The organism is Nonomuraea sp. CA-218870 (assembly GCF_050936535.1).
GTDB classification, from domain to species: Bacteria; Actinomycetota; Actinomycetes; order Streptosporangiales; family Streptosporangiaceae; genus Nonomuraea; species Nonomuraea corallina.
Window position 1 is genome coordinate 592,976 of record NZ_JBNJMN010000001.1, and the last position, 17,280, is coordinate 610,255.

Below are 17,280 nucleotides of genomic sequence, written 5' to 3' on the forward strand. Positions count from 1 at the left end.
GAGAGGAGAAAACGGTGATGTCATCACTCACCGAGGACCGCGGCACCGCGGTCGAGCTCTCGATCGGCGGCATGACCTGTGCCTCCTGCGCGAACCGGATCGAGCGCAAGCTCAACAAGCTCGACGGCGTCACGGCGACCGTCAACTACGCGACCGAGAAGGCCAAGGTCACCTTCCCCGCCGACCTGGACCCGCTGCTGCTGGTCCAGGAGGTGGAGAAGGCCGGCTACACGGCCGAGCTCCCCCGTACGCGGCCCGAGCCCGAGGAGGAGCAGGGGAAGCCGGACAACAGCCTGCGCGACCGGCTGATCGTCGCGGTGGTGCTGAGCGTCCCGGTGGTGGCCATGGCGATGATCCCGGCGCTGCAGTTCCGCTACTGGCAGTGGCTGTCGCTGGCGCTGGCGGGGCCGGTCGTGGTGTACGCGGGCTGGCCGTTCCACAAGGCGGCCTGGGCCAACCTGCGCCACGGCACGGCCACCATGGACACGCTGATCTCGATGGGCACGCTCGCGGCGTTCGGCTGGTCGCTGTGGGCGCTGTTCTTCGGCACGGCCGGGATGCCCGGCATGACGCACCCGTTCGAGCTGACGATCCAGCGCACCGACGGCGCCGGCAACATCTATCTGGAGGCGGCGGCGGGGGTGACGGCGTTCATCCTGGCGGGGCGCTACTTCGAGTCGCGGTCCAAGCGGCGGGCCGGGGCCGCGCTGCGGGCGCTGATGGAGCTGGGCGCCAAGGACGTGGAGCTGGCCGACGGCCGACGGGTCCCGACCGGTCAGCTGCAGGCCGGTGACCGGTTCGTGGTGCGGCCTGGTGAGAAGATCGCCACGGACGGGGTGATCGAGGAGGGCGCGTCCGCCGTGGACGCCTCGATGCTGACCGGCGAGTCCGTGCCGGTCGAGGTGGGGCCGGGCGACGCGGTGACGGGCGCGACGGTGAACGCGAGCGGCCGGCTGGTCGTCCGCACCACCCGGGTCGGCGCCGACACCCAGCTCGCGCAGATGGCGAAGCTGGTGGAGGAGGCCCAGACGGGCAAGGCCCAGGTGCAGCGGCTCGCCGACCGCATCTCGGGCGTGTTCGTGCCGATCGTGATCGCGCTGGCCGTGGGCACGCTCGGGTTCTGGCTCGGTACGGGCAACGGCGCCGGCGCGGCGTTCACCGCGGCGGTGGCGGTGCTGATCATCGCCTGCCCGTGCGCGCTGGGGCTGGCGACGCCGACTGCGCTGCTGGTCGGCACCGGCAGGGGCGCCCAGCTCGGCATCCTGATCAAGGGGCCCGAGGTGCTGGAGTCCACCCGTGAGGTCGACACGATCGTGCTGGACAAGACCGGCACGGTCACCGAGGGCCGGATGACCCTGGTCGGGGTTCACCTGGCCGAGGGGGAGAGCCGCGAGGAGGTGCTCCGGCTCGCCGGCGCGCTGGAGCACGCCTCCGAGCACCCGATCGCCCAGGCGATCGCCCGGGAGGCGCGGTCGGACGCCACGGTCGAGGACTTCGCCAACGTCGAAGGGCTCGGCGTGCAGGGCGTCGTGGACGGGCACGCGGTGCTGGTCGGCCGGCCCCGGCTGCTGGAGGAGTGGTCCCAGCACCTGCCTGCCGGCCTGGCGGGCAAGCTGGCCGACGAGCAGGCCAAGGGGCACACCGCGGTCGCGGTCGGCTGGGACGGCGAGGCGCGCGCCGTGCTGGTGGTGGCCGACGTGGTCAAGCCCACCAGCAGGGAGGCCATCGAGCGGCTGCGTGCGCTCGGCCTCACCCCGGTGCTGCTGACCGGCGACAACGAGGCGGTCGCCAGGACCGTCGCGGCAGAGGTCGGCATCGACGAGGTGATCGCCGAGGTGCTGCCGGCCGACAAGGTGAACGTGGTCAAGCGCCTGCAGGGCGAGGGCAAGGTCGTGGCCATGGTGGGCGACGGGGTCAACGACGCCGCCGCGCTCGCGCAGGCCGACCTGGGGCTGGCCATGGGCACCGGCACCGACGCGGCCATCCAGGCGTCCGACCTGACGCTGGTCCGCGGCGACCTGCGGGTGGCGGGCGACGCCCTGCGCCTGTCGCGCAGGACGCTCGCCATCATCAAGGGCAACCTGTTCTGGGCGTTCGCCTACAACGTGGCCGCGCTGCCGCTGGCCGCGATGGGGCTGCTCAACCCGATGATCGCGGGGGCCGCGATGGCGTTCTCCAGCGTGTTCGTGGTGAGCAACAGCCTGCGGCTGCGCGCGTTCAAGTAGCCCGTTCAGGCAGGCGCCTTGAAGGACTCGGGCGTCATCCGGGTGGCGACGCCCATCCGGTTCCAGGCGTTGATGGTGGCCACGGCCACGATCAACGCCGCCAGCTCCGGCTCCGTGAAGCTGTCCGCCGCCTGGCGCCACACCTCGTCGGTCACGTCGTGGGTGGACAGCCGGGTGGCGGCCTCGGTGAAGGCCAGGGCAGCCCGCTCCTGCTGGGTGAAGAACGGCGCCTCACGCCAGACGGCCACCGCGTGCAGGCGGGCGTCGCTCTCCCCCGCCGCCTTGGCGTCGGAGCTGTGCGTGTCCACGCAGTAGACACAGCCGTTGATCTGGCTGGCCCGCAGCCGGACCAGTTCCAGCAGCGGCCTGGGCAGAGTGCTGGCCTGCACGAACCGGTCGAGTCCCGCCATGGCCTTGTACGCGTCACCGGCGAGGGCGCCGAGATCCATCCGTTCCGTCATGCCGCCACGCTAGATCCGGGCTTGTCCCAAGATAAGCTCCAATTCTTTGCGAGTTGATTGGGCCAAGATGGACGTGCACGTCTCCCTGACCGGGCGCGGCGACCTGGCGGCGCAGATCTACCGCCAGCTCCTCGACGCCATCCTGGACGGCCGGCTCCGCTCCGGCGAGCGGCTGCCGCCGACCAGGGAGCTGGCCCACCGCCTGCGGGTCTCCAGGAACACGGTCGCCGTCGCCTACGACCGCCTGGTCGCCGACGGGTTCCTGATCGGCCGCGCGGGCGCGGGCACGTTCGTCTCCGGTGAGCCGGTGCGCGGCCGGGCCGCGCCGAAGGGCGTGGTCCGGCCCCGGCCCGTGTGGTCCACGATCCCCGAGACCGCGCCCCGGCCGGGCCCGGTCCCGTACGACTTCCGCGCGGGCGTCCCCGACCCCCGGCTCTTCCCGATGGCCACCTGGCGCAGGCTCGTGGCCGGTGAGCTGCGGCGCGCCCCCGCGGGGTACGGCGACCCGTCCGGGCACGAGGGCCTGCGGGAGGCGATCGCCCGGCACCTCGGCGTCAGCCGCTCCGTACGGGCGAGCGCCGAGGACGTGCTCATCACCAGCGGCGCGCAGCAGGCGCTCGACCTGGTGGGCCGGGTGCTGATCGAGCCGGGGGCCTGCGTGGCCGTCGAGGAGCCCGGTTACCCGCCGGCGAGGGAGCTGTTCCGTTCGCTCGGCGCGCGGGTGATCGGCGTGCCCGTGGACGGGGAGGGCCTGGACGTGACGGCCATCCCGGCCGCGGCCCGGCTGGTCTACGTGACGCCGTCGCACCAGTTCCCGCTGGGCACGCCCATGTCCCTGGCGCGCAGGGCCACGCTGCTGGCGTGGGCGGAGCGGCGGCAGGCGGTGGTGATCGAGGACGACTACGACAGCGAGTTCCGCTTCGGCGACCGCCCGCTGGAGCCGCTGCAGAGCCTGGACCGGGCCGGTCGGGTCGTCTACGTCGGCTCGTTCTCGAAGACGCTGCTGCCGATGCTCCGGCTCGGGTTCCTGATCGCGCCCGCCTCGCTGGGCCCCGCGCTGCGCGCCGCCAAGCGGCTGGCGGACTGGCACGGCGAGCTGCCGACGCAGGCGGCGCTGGCCCGCTTCATCGATGAGGGCCTGCTCGCCCGGCACATCAGGAAGGCCACCCGGGTCTACGCGGTGCGGCACGCGATGATCGCCGACGCCCTGGCGCGGGACGACCGGCTGCGCCCCGTCCCGTCCGCCGCGGGCCTGCACCTGTGCGCGCGGCTCGCGCCGGGGCTGTCGGTACGGGAGCGCGACGGGCTGTGCGTCGAGCGGCTGGAGGCGTACTGCGGGGAAACCCCGGCGCAGCAGGGGCTGGTGATCGGCTACGGCGCGATCCACGAGGAGGCCGTGCCCGCCGGTCTGCGCCTGCTGCGCGCGTCAGTCGTGCCCGCGGCTCCAGAACCGGCGCGTACGATCCTCCCCTGAAAGCTCCGGCGTGTCCGGCGGCGTGGGCTGCTGCACGATCACCACGGTCGTCTTGGCGTGGCGCGCGCAGTACATGCTGGTCGAGGGCAGGAAGATGCGGCTGAACAGGCCGCGCCGGCTGCGGCCGAGCACCAGCAGGTCGCCCTCGCGGGCCAGGTCGACGAGGTGGTAGCCCGGATCGCCGACCTTGGACACCATGACCGTGCACAGGTCCTCGGGAAGCCCGCCGGCCACGTCGTCGAACACCCCGGCGATCAGCTCGTTGCAGCGGGCCTCCTCACCGGAGCGGATGGCGTGCTGCACGGGCAGCGCCTCGGGGAACGGGTGCACCGGCGCCCTGCTGACGTGAACCGCGACGAGGGCCATGCGCCGCAGCCTCGCCGTGCCGATGGCCCAGGCCAGCGCCCAGCGCGCGGCCGGGGTCTCGTCCACTCCCACGATGAGCCGCGCGCCGCCGGGCAGGTCCTGATCCACCACGCGCCTCCCTTACCGAGGTACGTACCATAGTGCGCCTTTCGGCTAGTAACCGGGAGGTATGAGTTTCGGACCCGCGCACCCGGGCCAGCAAGCCCTCAGCGAGGATTTCGCTCGCGTCTTGGGGGATGTGCGGAGAAGAGGGCGAGGGGGTCGTGTGCGAATATGGCCGCATCGTGCCGTCCAGCCTGCCCTTCCGCCTCCTCCGCGCCGCGGCGTTCGCCGTGGTGTGTCTCGGTCTGGGCATGGTGGCTCATGTCTTCGCGGGCGGGAGCGTGCCGGGTCCGGCCATGGTGGCCGGGTTCTGCGTGGCCGCCGCCGGCGCGTACGCCTCCGCCGGGCGGGAACGCGGCCCGCGGGCGATCCTGGCGCTGCTGGGCGGGCTGCAGCTCGTCCTCCACCTGCTGTTCTCGCTCTCCCACGCGGGGTTCGCCGCCGAGGCGGCCACGCACGCGGCGCACCCGTCGTCCGGGCTGGTGCCGGGGGTGGGGATGCTCGTCGCCCACGGCTGGGCGGTCGCGCTGACCGCGCTCTGGCTTGCCCGGGGGGAGGCGGCGCTCTGGGGGCTGCTGCGCCGCCTGGTTGTGCGGCTCGTCGCCGTGCTGCTGCCGGTCCCGGCCACGCCGTTCCTGTCTGCGCCGCACGCCGAGCCGCCGGTGCTGCGCTCGGCGATCCTCCGGCACGCCGTCACGGGTCGCGGGCCGCCCGCGGTCATCGGGAACCTCTGATCCTTTTCCGATGACCGACGCCCCCGGCAGCCGCCGCGGGCGCAGGAAGGCATGCCATGAACACCCGTACCACCCTGTTCGCCGCCGCCGTGGTGCTCCTCGCCGGGTGCGGCGTCACCACGCCCGCCGCCGATCCCGCCCCGGCCGCGAGCGCGAGCGCCGCGGCCGCCGCCCCCGCCCAGGCGCTGACCATCACCGACCCCTGGGTGAAGGCGGTGGAGAAGGGGATGACCGCCGCGTTCGGCACCCTCGTCAACCACACCGACAGCCCGATCACCGTCACCGGCGCCGCCTCGCCGCTGTCGCCGGAGATCGAGCTGCACGAGGTGGTCGAGTCCGACAACAAGATGATCATGCGTCCGAAGGACGGCGGGTTCGTCGTCCCGGCGCGCGGCAGCCACGAGCTCAGGCCGGGCGGCGACCACATCATGCTGATGGGCGTCGAGGAAGAGGTGCTGCCCGGCGCGGAGATCCCGTTCACGCTCACGGTCGAGGGCGGGGCCACGCTGGAGTTCACCGCCATCGGCAAGAACTTCGCCGGGGCGAAGGAGGACTACCAGCCCGGCATGGACCACTGATGGGGGCGTCCGGGATCTCGCGCCGAGGGCTGTTCACGGCCGGCGCCGTCACAGCGGCGGGCACGGTGGCGGGTGCCGTGGCGGGTGCCGCCGCGTACTCGGCCGCCGGCGCCTCCGCCCCTCCGGGCCCGGTCGGCCCGTCCGGCGCCCAGGTCGAGCCGTTCCACGGCGTCCACCAGGCCGGGGTCGCCACGGCCCCGCAGGCGTACGCCGTGTTCGTCGCGTTCGACCTCAAGCCGGGCATCGGCCGGGAGCCGATCAGCCGGCTGATGCGGCTGCTGACCGACGACGCGCGCCGGCTCGCCCAGGGCCGGGGCGCGCTCGCCGACACCGAACCGGAGCTGGCCGTCTCCCCCGCCAGGCTGACGGTCACGTTCGGGTTCGGCCCGGGCCTGTTCGAGGCGGCCGGGGTGGAGTCGCCGGTCCGGCAGCTGCCGGCGTTCGAGACGGACAAGCTGGAGGACCGCTGGTCCGGCGGCGACCTGGTGGCGCAGATCTGCGCCGACGACGCGCTGACCGTCGCGCACGCGCTGCGGATGCTGGTCAAGGACGCGCGCGCGTTCGCCCGGGTGCGCTGGACGCAGCGCGGGTTCCGCCGCGCCGCGCACGTCCAGCCCGACGGCTCCACCCAGCGCAACCTGATGGGCCAGCTCGACGGCACGGTCAACCCCACCGACCTGGACCGCGCGGTCTGGCTCGGCCAGGGCCCGCTGCGCGGCGGCACCACGCTGGTGCTGCGACGGATCCGCATGGACCTGGAGTCATGGGACGAACTGGACAGGACCGGCAGGGAGTTCACCATCGGCCGCCGGCTGAGCGACGGCGCGCCGCTCACCGGGACGGCCGAGCACGACGAGCCCGACTTCGGCAGGCTCAACCGGCTCGGCTTCCCCGTCATCTCCGAGTACGCGCACATCAGGCGGGCCCGGGTGGACGATCCCGGCGCCCGCATCCTGCGCCGCCCGTACAACTACGACGACGGCCTGGCGCAGGACGGCACTCCCGACTCGGGGCTGCTGTTCGCCTCCTACCAGGCGGACGTGGACCAGCAGTTCGTCCCGGTGCAGCGGCGGCTGGACCAGGGCGACCTGCTCAACGCGTGGGTCACCGCGATCGGCTCGGCGGTGTTCGCCATCCCGCCCGGGTGCGGCCCCGGCGGCTGGATCGGGGAGACGCTGCTCGTGGACGGGACGGGCGAGGCCGATCAGAATCGAGGTCGTGGCTGACAGCGAGGCAGGGGATGCCAGTCGTCCACGGCTGGGCGGTCGGGCTGACCGCGTTCTGGCCGGCCGCGGCGAGGCCGCGCTCTGGGGCTGCCGCGCCGCGTCCGTTTCCGCGCTCCGGCCGGAATCCAACGAATGTTGGCCGGAACCGGGCGGCGAATGGACCGGTTGCCTGACATGTCTCTCGATAGGCTTACCAGCTGTTTCGCCGAACGCCTGCCATAAGGGTGTATCCGCTCACATCGACTGAGAAGGCGAACCCCTTAAGGACGCCTCGGCCTGAAGACAGGCGTCGGAGATTGTCTCCGGCCGCGCCATCGGTATCTCTGTGGAGGACATCAACGTGTCGAGAAGGCGGCTATCGGCGATGCTCGCCATGCTGTGCGGGATTCTTCCCAGCGCTGCAGTCGTGGCAGCGCCCGCCGGGGCGTACGCGAGCGCCACGGCGGGGAACTCGACGCGGGCGATTACGGCGTCCGGTTGCGCCGGTCTCGCCGTGGGACCGGCCGAGGTCGTTGTCTCGGATGCCACTCGCGATCGACTTGGCCTTACGGGTTGGCCCGACAGTGGCTTCGGTGTAGAACGCCTTGAAAATGGGCGATATCGGTTTCACGCGCCTGATGCGTTCGGCGGTCCGGCGGGCGGCCTCCCACAGCGGAACGTAGTGTCCAAGGGAACGCTGGACAATCCGCTGGCTGACGGCGTCGTAGCCGCGTCCCCGTCGCGAGAGGTGCCGGCCGGGTACAAGTGGTCGGGCGGCGGTCCGATCTGGCGCGGTCCTGACGGGATGATCCTGAAGATTCTGCACCAGGAGAAGTACGCGGGAGACATGTTCTACGCGGAGCTCCATCTGGGCCGGCATGATCCCGAGACCGGGGTGACGACTTATCTCGGACCCCTCGTACAGCCGACGAACGACTTCACTGAAGCTGCCTCTCTGGGGCAGATCTCCGATGTCGGCACCTCCTCCCTGACCCGCATAGGCGACTACCTCTACGTCTACTTTCCCGATTTCTACACCGACGCGGCCGGCAAGCCGGTGAGCACGGCGCTGTCGGTGGCGCGGGCGCCGGTCTCGGCGGTCGTGACGGCCGCCCAGAAGGGCACGGTCGTGCCGTGGCGCAAATATCACGAAGGTAAGTGGAACTCGCCTGCCCTCGGCGGGCCGTCCACCGACCTGCAGCCCGGGCGGAGTATGGCATGGGCACCGCACGTCGTGCGGATGGCACACGGAGGCGTCGCCATGGTCGCAGCCGTGAGCCCCCGTGAGGTGGTGCTGTCCACGTCACCGAACGGCATCTCCAACTGGTCGCCGCGCGTGCCGCTCTTCCGCGATCCCGACCGCTACAACGCCTATGTGACCGTCGTCGGGACCGGGACCGACCCCTCGGTGATCGGCAACACCTTCTACGTGTACAACACCCAGTTCCTGAGCTCCGAACCCAACTGGTCGAACGTGCAACTCGTTCGTCACAAGGTGACGTGCACGGCCGGGATGCCGGCGTCAAGTGCGGCACTCGTCCGCCACTCCGACACCGGCGGTCGTCATCGCGTGACGACGTCGCCCGTGGATACCGCCGGGACCTACCCTCAGTTCGGCGGCATCTGGGGCCTGTACCGTTCACAGCAGCCTGGCACCCACCCTCTCTACGAATGCCGTCGCGGCAGCCGCGACTACTTCGTCAGCAAGGATTCGGACTGCGAGGGCAAGAGCAACGCGCTTCTGCATACGTTGGGCTGGGTGCACACTGCCAGGCCGGCGGCGGATTCCACTCCGCTCTACCGCTGCGGGCAACCGTCGTCTCTTGACAGCTACGTGTCCATCCTGGCCGATTGCGAATCGGCGGACTCCAAGCAGGAAGGGCTGCTGGGCTATGCACTGGCCACCATGCGCACCCCGTTCTCCCGCTTCTATGACAAGCAGGAACACTGGGAAACCACTGACAGGGTGACGTCCAGCTATTCGAGAGAAAAGACCCTCGGGTATCTGGAGAACTCCAAGAAACCGGACACCGTCGCGCTCTACGGGTGTTCCTATCGAGTGCCGGAGGGCACCAACCACTTCACATCCCTCCATGCTGATTGCGAAGGGCTGACCAAGCACCGCCTCGAAGGCTACGTCTACAGCAGCCCACCGGCCGACGGGTCCATGCCGCTCTACCGTTGCTACTGGGCGCCGAACCACGATCATTTCCTGTCGACGGAGGCGGACTGCGAGGGCGCCGAAGGGGCGAGGAACGAGGGGCGCCTGGGCTACGTGGCCACGACTCCCGGCTTCGGCGGCCAGTAGCCTCGGCCGGCTCGTCCACCGGGCCGACACACCCTGAATGAGGTCGGCGCGGAACGCGACAGCCACCCCGGCGGCTGGATCGGGGAGACGCTGCTCGTGGACGGGACGGGCGAGGCCGATCAGAATCGAGGTCATGGCTGACAGCGCGTACGTAGGATCTCGGACTCCCCGGGTCGAGGACGCCCGGCTGCTGGCGGGCCGCGGCCGGTACGTCGGCGCTACCAGGCTGCCCGGCATGGCGTACGCGACCGTGGTGCGCAGCCCGGTCGCGCACGGCCGGCTGGCCCGGTGTGACGCCGGGGCGGCGCGCGCCTCGGCCGGGGTGCTCGACGTCATCACCCCTGCGGACGCGGCCGGGCTCCGGCTCCCCTGCGCAGGGCTGGCGCCCGGCCAGCTGGTGGACTCCTACCCCGTGCTGGACGAGACGGTCCGCTACGCGGGGCAGCCGGTCGCGCTGGTCGTGGCCGCCACCCCGGAGGCCGCCGAGGACGCGGCCGGCCTGGTGGACCTGGACTTCACCGAACTGCCCGCCGTGGTCGGGGTGGAGCGGGCGCTGGCCGCCGACGCGCCGCTCCTCTACCCGGAGTGGGGCGCCAACGTCGCCGCCGACTTCGCGCTGGGCGACGACTGCGAGGCCGCGATCGCGGGCGCCGACCTGGTGGTCGACCTGACGTTCACGTTCGGCAGGGTCTCCCCGTACCCGATGGAGACGCGCGGCGTGGTGGCCGCCTACGACGGCGCGGAGCTGACGATCCGGCTGTCCACGCAGGCCGCCCACCAGGCGCGCGAGCACGCGGCGGACGCGCTCGGGCTGTCGCACGACCGGGTACGGGTGATCGGCGCGGACGTCGGCGGCGGGTTCGGCGGCAAGGAGCACGTCTACCCGGACGAGCTGCTGGTGTGCCTGGCCGCGATGCGCCTGGGCCGTCCGGTGAGCTGGGCCGAGTCGCCCGGCGACCGGCTGGTGGCCACGCTGCCGTCGCGGGCCGCGGTGCACCGGGGGCGGCTGGCGCTGGACTCCGGCGGGCGGTTCGTCGCGCTGCACGCCGACATCGCCGGCGACCTGGGCGCGCACCCGTCGAACGTCGGCCCGGGACCGTTCGCGGTGACGGCCATGATGCTGCCAGGACCGTACCGGTTCGACCTGGCAGGGGCGCGGGTGCGCGGCGTGGTCACCACGACCACGCCGACCGGCTCGTACCGCGGCTACGGCCAGCCGGAGGCGGCCTGGACGCGGGAGCGGCTGGTGGACGAGGCGGCCCGCAGGCTCGGCGCCGACCCGGTGGAGCTGCGGCTGCGCAACCTGCTCACGCCGGAGGACCTGCCGTGCGGGAACCGGGTCTGGCAGACGTACGACTCGGGCGACTACCCCCGCGCGCTGCGCACGCTGCGGGAGCTGGTGTCGCCGCCGGTACGCGACGACGGCCGGCGCCGCGGCGTCGGCTACTCCTGCCACGTGGAGATCACCGGCCTGGGCGCGTCGGCGTCGATGAAGGCGGCCGGCATCATGAGCGGCGGGTTCGAGTCGGCGCGGCTGCGGATGGAGCCGGACGGGTCGGTGGTGGTCGCCTCCGGGCTGGCCGGGATCGGCCAGGGCATCGAGACGGTGTTCGCGCAGATCGCCGCCGACCGGCTCGGGGTGCCGATCGACCGGGTACGGGTGACGCTGGGCGACACCGCGTCCACCCCGTACTCGCCGATCGGGTCCATCGCCAGCCGGGCGGCGGCGGTCGGCGGGGCGGCGCTGACGCGGGCGGCCGACCAGCTGCGCGCCAAGCTGCTGGAGCTGGCCGCGCACCGGCTGGAGGCGGCCCCCGGCGACCTGGAGCTGGCCGACGGCGGCGTGCGGGTGAAGGGGGACCCGCGGGTGTCGGTGCCGCTGCGCGAGCTGGCCACGTCGGCGTGGCGCGGCTGGGACCTGCCTGAGGGGGCGACGCCGGGGCTGGAGGAGCGGGCCGTGTACGACCCGTCCGACTACACCTACGCCTACGGCGCGCAGGCGGCGGCGGTCGCCGTGGACGTGGAGACCGGGGCGGTCGAGGTGGAGGGCTACTGGGTGGTCAACGACGCCGGGGTGCAGCTGAACCCGGAGATCGTCGAGGGTCAGATCAGGGGCGGGGTGGCGCAGGGCATCGGCATGGCGCTGACCGAGGAGGTCGTCTACTCCGAGGACGGGCAGCCGGTCGCCGACTACCTCCCGCCGACCGCGCGGGAGGTGCCGGACATCGTGGTCGCGTCGCTGGTGACGCCCTCGGGGGTGACGCCGGGCGGGATGAAGGGCGCGGGCGAGGCGGGCACGATCGGCCCGCCCGCCGCCATCGGGAACGCCGTCGCCGCCGCCCTGCCGGAGGTCGCCGACCGGATCACCGGCACGCCGCTGACGCCGGAGCGGATCTGGACGCTGCTGCGGTGAACCGCCGTCAGTGTGCCGCCAGGGCCTCGGTCGGGGAGAGGCGGGCGGCGCGGATCGCCGGATAGAGGCCGGCCACGGCGCCGATGACCAGCGTCGCGGCCAGGCCGCCCGCCGTGGCCTCGGCGGGGATCACGGACGGCCATTCCTCGTACGCGGCGTAGCCGACCGTGACGGCGGCGCCCGCGCACACGCCGCCCACCCCGCCGATCGCCGACAGCAGCAGCGACTCGGCGAGGAACTGGGTGCGGATCTGCCCCCTGGTGGCGCCCAGTGAGCGGCGCAGCCCGATCTCGGCCCGCCGCTCCAGCACCGAGATGACCATGGTGTTGGCCACCCCGACCCCGCCGACGACCAGCGCCACCGCTCCGACGCCCAGCAGCAGGCCGGTGAACGCCTGGTCGGTGGCCTGCTTGGCGGCCAGCGCGTCCGACGGGCGGGAGACGTCGACCTCGTTGGGCGCCTCCGGGTTGCCGGTGCCGGCCAGCACGTCCCGTACCGCCTCCAGGTGCCGTTCGTCCACCCGCGTGTAGAGGACGGTGGGGTGGCCGTCGAAGCCCAGGCGCTCCTCCGCGACGGGCCAGCCGACCAGCGCGGCGGTGTCCAGCTCCGTGGCGAGCGCCACCGGCTCCAGGATGCCGGCGACGGTGAACCGTTCCCCGCCGATCAGCACCTGCGTGCCGGGTCCCGCCGCGGCGAGGCCGAGCCGTTCCGCCGCCGTCGAGCCGAGCACCACGGCCGGGTAGACCTGGGTGGCCGCGGTGAGCCAGGTGCCGTCACGTAGCGTCGCCCCCACCGCGTCGAGCAGGTCGAGCCGGGCGGCGTAGCCGGTGATGCCGCCGGTCTGCGCCTCCGGGACCGCCTCGCTCCGGTACACCTTGGCGTCGGAGGCCGCCCCGATCGACGACACCGACAGCACCGGGCCGATGCGTTCGATCATCGCCTCGGCCTCCAGCGGCATCGTGGCCGTCTCGCCGGTGAGGGTCTGCCCGTTCGAGACGGTCAGCAGGTTGGTGCCCAGCGCGGACAGCTGCCGGTCCAGCTCGGCACCGGACGAGGAGGAGATGCCGACCACGCCGACCATCGCCGCGATGCCGATGGCGACGCCGAGCGCCGACAGGAACGCCCGCGTCGGGCGGGTGCGCAGCCCCACCGCGCCGACCCTGAGCACGTCAGCCGGGCGCAGCCGGGGCGGGATGAGGTCCTGGCGGGCCATCACGCGACGATCCTGCCGTCGCGCATCCGCACCTGGCGGGGCAGGGTGGCGGCGATCTCCCGGTCGTGCGTGATGACCAGCACGGTCGTGCCGGCCGCGTGCAGCCCGCGCAGGAGCTCCATCACCCCGGCCCCGGACACCGAGTCGAGCGCGCCGGTCGGCTCGTCGGCCAGGAGCAGCGGCGGGTCGCCCGCCACGGCCCTGGCGACGGCCACCCGCTGCCGCTCCCCTCCGGACAGCTCGTGCGGCTCGTGGTCCAGGCGGTGGCCGAGCCCCACCCGCTCCAGCGCGGCCCGCGCCAGGCGGCGCCGCCCGGCGGGCGGCAGGCCGCTGTAGAGCAGGCCGTCGGCGACGTTGTCGAGCACGGGGACGTTCGCGGCCAGGTGGAACTGCTGGAACACGAACCCGATCCTGGTCCCCCGCAGCGCCGACAGCCGGTTGTCCGGCAGCGTCGCGAGGTCGTAACCGTCGATCTCGACCGTCCCCGACGTGGCCCGGTCGAGCGTGCCGATGATGTTGAGCATCGTCGACTTGCCGGACCCGGACGGGCCGGCGATGGCCACCATCTCGCCGCGGCCGATCTCCAGCGACACGTCCGACAGCGCGGTGACCCCGCCCAAGTGGACCTTGCTCACGTGCGACAGTGCGATCATTTCGCCGTCCCCACCGTCATGCCCTCGGCCAGGCCCGCGCCGGTGATCTCCACCCGGCCGCCGGAGAACAGCCCCGTCTCGACCGAGACGTACCGGGTGGACCCGCCCTCGACGACCTCCACGCCGAACCCGCCCTCGCCCAGCGCCACCAGGGCGGTGACCGGGACGGTGAGCACGTCCTCGCGTTCGTCGGCGGTGAACGCGACGTCCACCGCCGCCTGGTCGAGGCCCGCCGCCTTCTTGCCGGTGAGCGAGACGAGCGCCTCGACCTTGGTCTCGGGCTCCTGGCCGCCCTCACCGGGGACGATCACGGTGGCGACCTCGGTGATCCTGCCGGTGACCTCCGCGCCGCCGGGCAGCGTGACCGTCACTTCGGCGCCCTCCTTCGCCAGCCGCTGATCCTCGGCGTCCAGCCGGACGGTGACGACCTTGGCGGTGCCGGTGTGGCCGAGCACCTTCTGGCCTGGCGCGGCGGGCCGGCCGATCTCGGCGGTCAGCGTGTCCACCCGCACCCTGCCGTCGGCGAACACCACCCGGCCCAGCTCGACCACGCCGGTCTCCGGCAGGCCGAGGTCGTCCTGCCACGCCATGACGGCCCGCGCCGTGGCCCAGGTGTACGCGTCGTCCACGGTGAAGCCGTCGTAGCCGAGCCTGGCCAGGTCGCGTTCCAGGTTCTCCACGTCCCGGCCCGTCACGCCGGTCCGGAGGTCCCGGTACGCGGGCACGCCCCCGTACAGGAGGACCACCGGATCGTTGTCGACCTTGTAGAGTGGCTCGCCACGGGTGATCACGTCCCCGCTGGCGGGCAGCCAGGTGACGGTGCCGCGCAGGCGGTTGATCGCCGAGGTGGCCGGGCCGTAGGCCAGCTCGCCGTCGGCCTCCAGCGTGTCCACCAGCGTCTCCTCGGCGATCGTCGCGGTCGCCGGGGGCAGCGCGGCGGCGGGCCGCCCGGCCGGGGTCCTGTCGAACAGGCCGAGACCGGCGGCGGCCACCGCGCCTATCAGCACGGTCGCGGCGACCGGCCAGGCGGCCCGCCGTCGGCGGCGCGGCGGGGCCGTACCCAGCGCTTCCCCATCGATCGTGGCCGCGCCCATCACTTGTTTCCCGGGCCCGGCTTGTCCATCCGGCACTTCCGCTCTGCGGCTTCGAAGTCGGGGTCGTCGCCGACGTCCTTGGTGATGTGGACCCTGCCCCCCTCGGGGTCGGGGAAGTCCTCCACGCCGTTCTCACGCATGCAGGCGGCCAGCTCGCGCAGTTCGTCGTCGCTCTCGGCGCGCGGGCGGCCGCCGGCGGGCGGCTGCCACTGCTCGCACGCCTCCTGGGCCTGCTCCAGCTTGTCCTCGGTGCCGGGGCCCATCGTCATCCGTATGCCCTCGCCCGGCTTGGGGTCGGGCACGTCGACGCCGTTCTCGCGCATGCACTGCGCCCACTTCAGGCCGCGCTCCTCGGGGCTGAGGCCGGGCGTGGCGGTCGCGGTGGCGTCGCCTCGCGCCGAGGCCACTCCGGGGGCGTCCGCGCCGCTCGCACCGCAGCCGGCCAGCGCCAGCGCCAGCGCCGTGCCGAGCATCCGTACGCGCATCCTGCTCTCCTTCCGGCGGCCGGACCGGTTCCCGCCGCTGGGAGGAGATGCAACCGGCGAGCCGGTTTCCCGGCGGTTTCCCCGCGCGTTAACGGCGAGCGAACACGTGATCGGTCACGATTCCGGCATGCGAGTGCTGGTGGTGGAGGACGAGCGCATCCTGGCCGACGCGATCGCCGAGTGGCTGCGCGACGAGACACACGCCGTGGACACCGCCGGCGACGGCGAGGCGGCGCTGGAGCGGCTCGCGGTCAACGACTACGACGTGGTCGTCCTGGACCGGGACCTGCCGCGCGTGCACGGCGACGACGTCTGCAGGGAGCTGGTGGCGTCGGAGTCGACGGCGCGGGTGCTGATGCTCACCGCTGCGGGGGACATCGACGACCGGGTGGCCGGGCTGTCACTGGGCGCCGACGACTACCTGGCCAAGCCGTTCGCGTTCGCCGAGCTGTCGGCCCGGGTGCAGGCGCTCGGCCGGCGCGCCCGGCCCGCCCTGCCGCCGGTGCTGCGCCGCGCCGGCATCACGCTCGACCCGGCCCGGCGCGAGGTGTTCAGGGACGGGCGGTACGTGCCGCTGTCGAACAAGGAGTTCGCCGTGCTCGCCGAACTGCTGCGCGGCGACGGCGCCGTGGTCTCCTCCGAGCAGCTCCTGGAGAAGGCGTGGGACGAGAACGCGGACCCGTTCACCGGAGTGGTCCGGCTGACGGTGCTCAAGCTGCGCCGCAAGCTGGGCGACCCGCCGGTGGTGCTGACCGTGCCCGGCGCGGGCTACCGCATCCCGTGAGGCTGTCGCTGCGGCTGCGGCTCACGGTCGTGTACGGCGCGCTGTTCCTGCTGGCCGGCGTGGTGCTCGTCGGCGTCACGTACCTGCTGTTCGACCAGGAGCTGGTACGGATCTTCGAGGAGAAGTACGGCGACCCCGGCGGGGACCGGCACCGGTTCATCTCCATCGTCAAGGACGGGGTGATGCTCGGCCCCGAGGAGTCGCGGCGGCTGCTGGCCGAGCAGGAGGCCGACCTGCGCGCCGCCGCCACCACGTCGCTCCTGGCCCAGGGGGTGATCGCGGTCGTGGTGGTCGCCTGCCTGGCGACGGCGCTGGGCTGGGTGGTGGCCGGGCGGGTGCTGGCCCCGCTGCACGAGGTGACCGCGACCGCGCGCCGGATCGCCGCCGCCCCCGACGCCGACCGCGGCCTGCGGGAGCGGATCGGCCTGGACGGCCCGGTCGACGAGGTCAAGGAGCTGGCCGACACCTTCGACACCATGGTGGCCAGGCTCGACCGGTCCTTCGACGGGCAGCGCAGGTTCGTCGCCAACGCCTCGCACGAGCTGCGCACCCCGCTGACGCTCAACCGCGCCCTGGTCGAGCTGGCCATGCACCGCCGCGCCGCCTCCCCCGACGTCAGGCAGCTCGGCGAGAGCCTGCTGGAGATCAACGCCAGGCACGAACGGCTCATCTCCGGGCTGCTGCTGCTCGCGCGGGCCGAGCACGAGGTGACCGACCGGTCGCCGGTGGACCTCGCCGACGTCGTGGCGCACGTGGTCGCCCAGACCGCCCAGGAGGCGGAGCAGGAGGGGATCACCGTGCACGAGGAGACGTTCCCCGCGCCCACGACCGGGAACGCGCTGCTCCTCGAACGGCTGGTGACGAACCTGGTGGAGAACGGCATCCGGCACAACCTGCGCGACGGCACCGGCTGGGTCCGGATCGCCACCCGCACGGTCACCGGCGGGCAGGTCACGGTGACGGTCACCAACACCGGGCCCACCGTGCCGCCGTACGACGTGCCCGAGCTGTTCAAGCCGTTCCGCCGGCTCGACGGCGAGCGCGTCCTCACGGGCAGGAGCGCCGGCCTGGGCCTGTCGATCGTCCGGTCGGTGGCCCGCGCCCACGGAGGCGACGTGGCGGCCCGGCCGAGGGAGGGCGGCGGCCTGGTGATGACCGCCACGCTCCCCCTCGCCGACGGCTGAC

Annotated in this window: 15 protein-coding genes; 9 read left to right on the top strand and 6 right to left on the bottom strand. The window is 73.2% G+C overall.

The features are described 5' to 3' along the window. Positions 1-17: 17 nt before the first annotated feature. A complete protein-coding gene (locus tag ACQEUU_RS02910) occupies positions 18-2,225 on the top strand; it encodes a heavy metal translocating P-type ATPase (protein WP_433059893.1) in 2,208 nt (735 codons plus the stop codon). Positions 2,226-2,230: 5 nt separating this feature from the next. Here ACQEUU_RS02910 and ACQEUU_RS02915 read toward each other — a convergent pair whose 3' ends face one another. After that, complete coding sequence (locus ACQEUU_RS02915; RefSeq protein ID WP_433059896.1) at positions 2,231-2,686, bottom strand: carboxymuconolactone decarboxylase family protein; 456 nt, start codon at positions 2,684-2,686, stop codon at positions 2,231-2,233. A gap of 46 nt (positions 2,687-2,732) precedes the next feature. On the opposite strand from ACQEUU_RS02915, the gene ACQEUU_RS02920 reads away from it, so the two are divergent. Then, complete coding sequence (locus ACQEUU_RS02920) at positions 2,733-4,160, top strand: PLP-dependent aminotransferase family protein (protein ID WP_433059899.1); 1,428 nt, start codon at positions 2,733-2,735, stop codon at positions 4,158-4,160. On the opposite strand, the gene ACQEUU_RS02925 is transcribed toward ACQEUU_RS02920, so the two are convergent. Continuing rightward, a complete protein-coding gene (locus tag ACQEUU_RS02925) occupies positions 4,113-4,634 on the bottom strand; it encodes a universal stress protein (RefSeq protein ID WP_433059902.1) in 522 nt (173 codons plus the stop codon). The two genes, ACQEUU_RS02920 and ACQEUU_RS02925, sit on opposite strands and share 48 nt — an antisense overlap. Positions 4,635-4,810: 176 nt before the next feature. On the opposite strand from ACQEUU_RS02925, the gene ACQEUU_RS02930 reads away from it, so the two are divergent. The 5 genes from ACQEUU_RS02930 (at position 4,811) to ACQEUU_RS02950 (ending at position 11,866) form a co-directional block, all read left to right on the top strand. Continuing rightward, entirely contained in the window at positions 4,811-5,362 is a 552-nt protein-coding gene (locus ACQEUU_RS02930; RefSeq protein WP_433059905.1) for an MFS transporter, read from the top strand. A gap of 56 nt (positions 5,363-5,418) precedes the next feature. Next, positions 5,419-5,940: a copper chaperone PCu(A)C gene (locus ACQEUU_RS02935; protein WP_433059908.1), complete on the top strand. Its 522-nt coding sequence runs from the start codon at positions 5,419-5,421 to the stop codon at positions 5,938-5,940. Continuing rightward, positions 5,940-7,166, top strand: coding sequence for a Dyp-type peroxidase (locus tag ACQEUU_RS02940; RefSeq protein ID WP_433059911.1), 1,227 nt, complete (start codon positions 5,940-5,942; stop codon positions 7,164-7,166). The genes ACQEUU_RS02935 and ACQEUU_RS02940 overlap by 1 nt, the downstream gene beginning before the upstream one ends. Positions 7,167-7,491: 325 nt before the next feature. After that, a complete protein-coding gene (locus ACQEUU_RS02945) occupies positions 7,492-9,453 on the top strand; it encodes a hypothetical protein (protein ID WP_433059913.1) in 1,962 nt (653 codons plus the stop codon). Positions 9,454-9,586: 133 nt separating this feature from the next. Next, positions 9,587-11,866 carry a xanthine dehydrogenase family protein molybdopterin-binding subunit gene (locus ACQEUU_RS02950; RefSeq protein ID WP_433059915.1) on the top strand — a complete coding sequence of 760 codons (2,280 nt, stop codon included), beginning with the start codon at positions 9,587-9,589 and terminating at the stop codon, positions 11,864-11,866. 7 nt (positions 11,867-11,873) lie between these two features. On the opposite strand, the gene ACQEUU_RS02955 is transcribed toward ACQEUU_RS02950, so the two are convergent. The 4 genes from ACQEUU_RS02955 to ACQEUU_RS02970 are packed head-to-tail and all read right to left on the bottom strand — an operon-like array spanning position 11,874 to position 15,311. Then, positions 11,874-13,079 (bottom strand): ABC transporter permease, encoded by a 1,206-nt coding sequence (locus tag ACQEUU_RS02955; RefSeq protein ID WP_433059918.1) that lies wholly within the window; start codon positions 13,077-13,079, stop codon positions 11,874-11,876. Beyond that, complete coding sequence (locus tag ACQEUU_RS02960) at positions 13,079-13,732, bottom strand: ABC transporter ATP-binding protein (protein ID WP_433059922.1); 654 nt, start codon at positions 13,730-13,732, stop codon at positions 13,079-13,081. The genes ACQEUU_RS02955 and ACQEUU_RS02960 overlap by 1 nt, the downstream gene beginning before the upstream one ends. Then, a complete protein-coding gene (locus ACQEUU_RS02965; RefSeq protein ID WP_433059924.1) occupies positions 13,729-14,826 on the bottom strand; it encodes a peptidoglycan-binding protein in 1,098 nt (365 codons plus the stop codon). Before ACQEUU_RS02965 ends, ACQEUU_RS02960 begins: the two co-directional genes overlap by 4 nt. Next, on the bottom strand, positions 14,826-15,311 hold the full coding sequence (locus ACQEUU_RS02970; protein WP_433059926.1) for a hypothetical protein: 486 nt from the start codon (positions 15,309-15,311) through the stop codon (positions 14,826-14,828). The genes ACQEUU_RS02965 and ACQEUU_RS02970 overlap by 1 nt, the downstream gene beginning before the upstream one ends. 127 nt (positions 15,312-15,438) lie before the next feature. Here ACQEUU_RS02970 and ACQEUU_RS02975 point away from each other — a divergent pair, with 127 nt between their 5' ends. Further along, complete coding sequence (locus tag ACQEUU_RS02975; RefSeq protein ID WP_433059929.1) at positions 15,439-16,095, top strand: response regulator transcription factor; 657 nt, start codon at positions 15,439-15,441, stop codon at positions 16,093-16,095. Then, positions 16,092-17,279, top strand: a complete 1,188-nt coding sequence (locus ACQEUU_RS02980) for a sensor histidine kinase (RefSeq protein ID WP_433059932.1) — start codon at positions 16,092-16,094, stop codon at positions 17,277-17,279. The genes ACQEUU_RS02975 and ACQEUU_RS02980 overlap by 4 nt, the downstream gene beginning before the upstream one ends. Position 17,280: the final 1 nt, after the last annotated feature.

What these genes read in the sequence shown, in the direction of transcription:
- ACQEUU_RS02965 (WP_433059924.1), bottom strand. Translation starts at nt 14,826, where the DNA reads ATGGGCGCGGCCACGATCGATGGGGAAGCGCTGGGTACGGCCCCGCCG.
- ACQEUU_RS02950 (WP_433059915.1), top strand. Translation starts at nt 9,587, where the DNA reads ATGGCTGACAGCGCGTACGTAGGATCTCGGACTCCCCGGGTCGAGGAC.
- ACQEUU_RS02910 (WP_433059893.1), top strand. Translation starts at nt 18, where the DNA reads ATGTCATCACTCACCGAGGACCGCGGCACCGCGGTCGAGCTCTCGATC.
- ACQEUU_RS02915 (WP_433059896.1), bottom strand. Translation starts at nt 2,686, where the DNA reads ATGACGGAACGGATGGATCTCGGCGCCCTCGCCGGTGACGCGTACAAG.
- ACQEUU_RS02960 (WP_433059922.1), bottom strand. Translation starts at nt 13,732, where the DNA reads ATGATCGCACTGTCGCACGTGAGCAAGGTCCACTTGGGCGGGGTCACC.
- ACQEUU_RS02940 (WP_433059911.1), top strand. Translation starts at nt 5,940, where the DNA reads ATGGGGGCGTCCGGGATCTCGCGCCGAGGGCTGTTCACGGCCGGCGCC.
- ACQEUU_RS02955 (WP_433059918.1), bottom strand. Translation starts at nt 13,079, where the DNA reads ATGGCCCGCCAGGACCTCATCCCGCCCCGGCTGCGCCCGGCTGACGTG.
- ACQEUU_RS02970 (WP_433059926.1), bottom strand. Translation starts at nt 15,311, where the DNA reads ATGCGCGTACGGATGCTCGGCACGGCGCTGGCGCTGGCGCTGGCCGGC.
- ACQEUU_RS02975 (WP_433059929.1), top strand. Translation starts at nt 15,439, where the DNA reads ATGCGAGTGCTGGTGGTGGAGGACGAGCGCATCCTGGCCGACGCGATC.
- ACQEUU_RS02935 (WP_433059908.1), top strand. Translation starts at nt 5,419, where the DNA reads ATGAACACCCGTACCACCCTGTTCGCCGCCGCCGTGGTGCTCCTCGCC.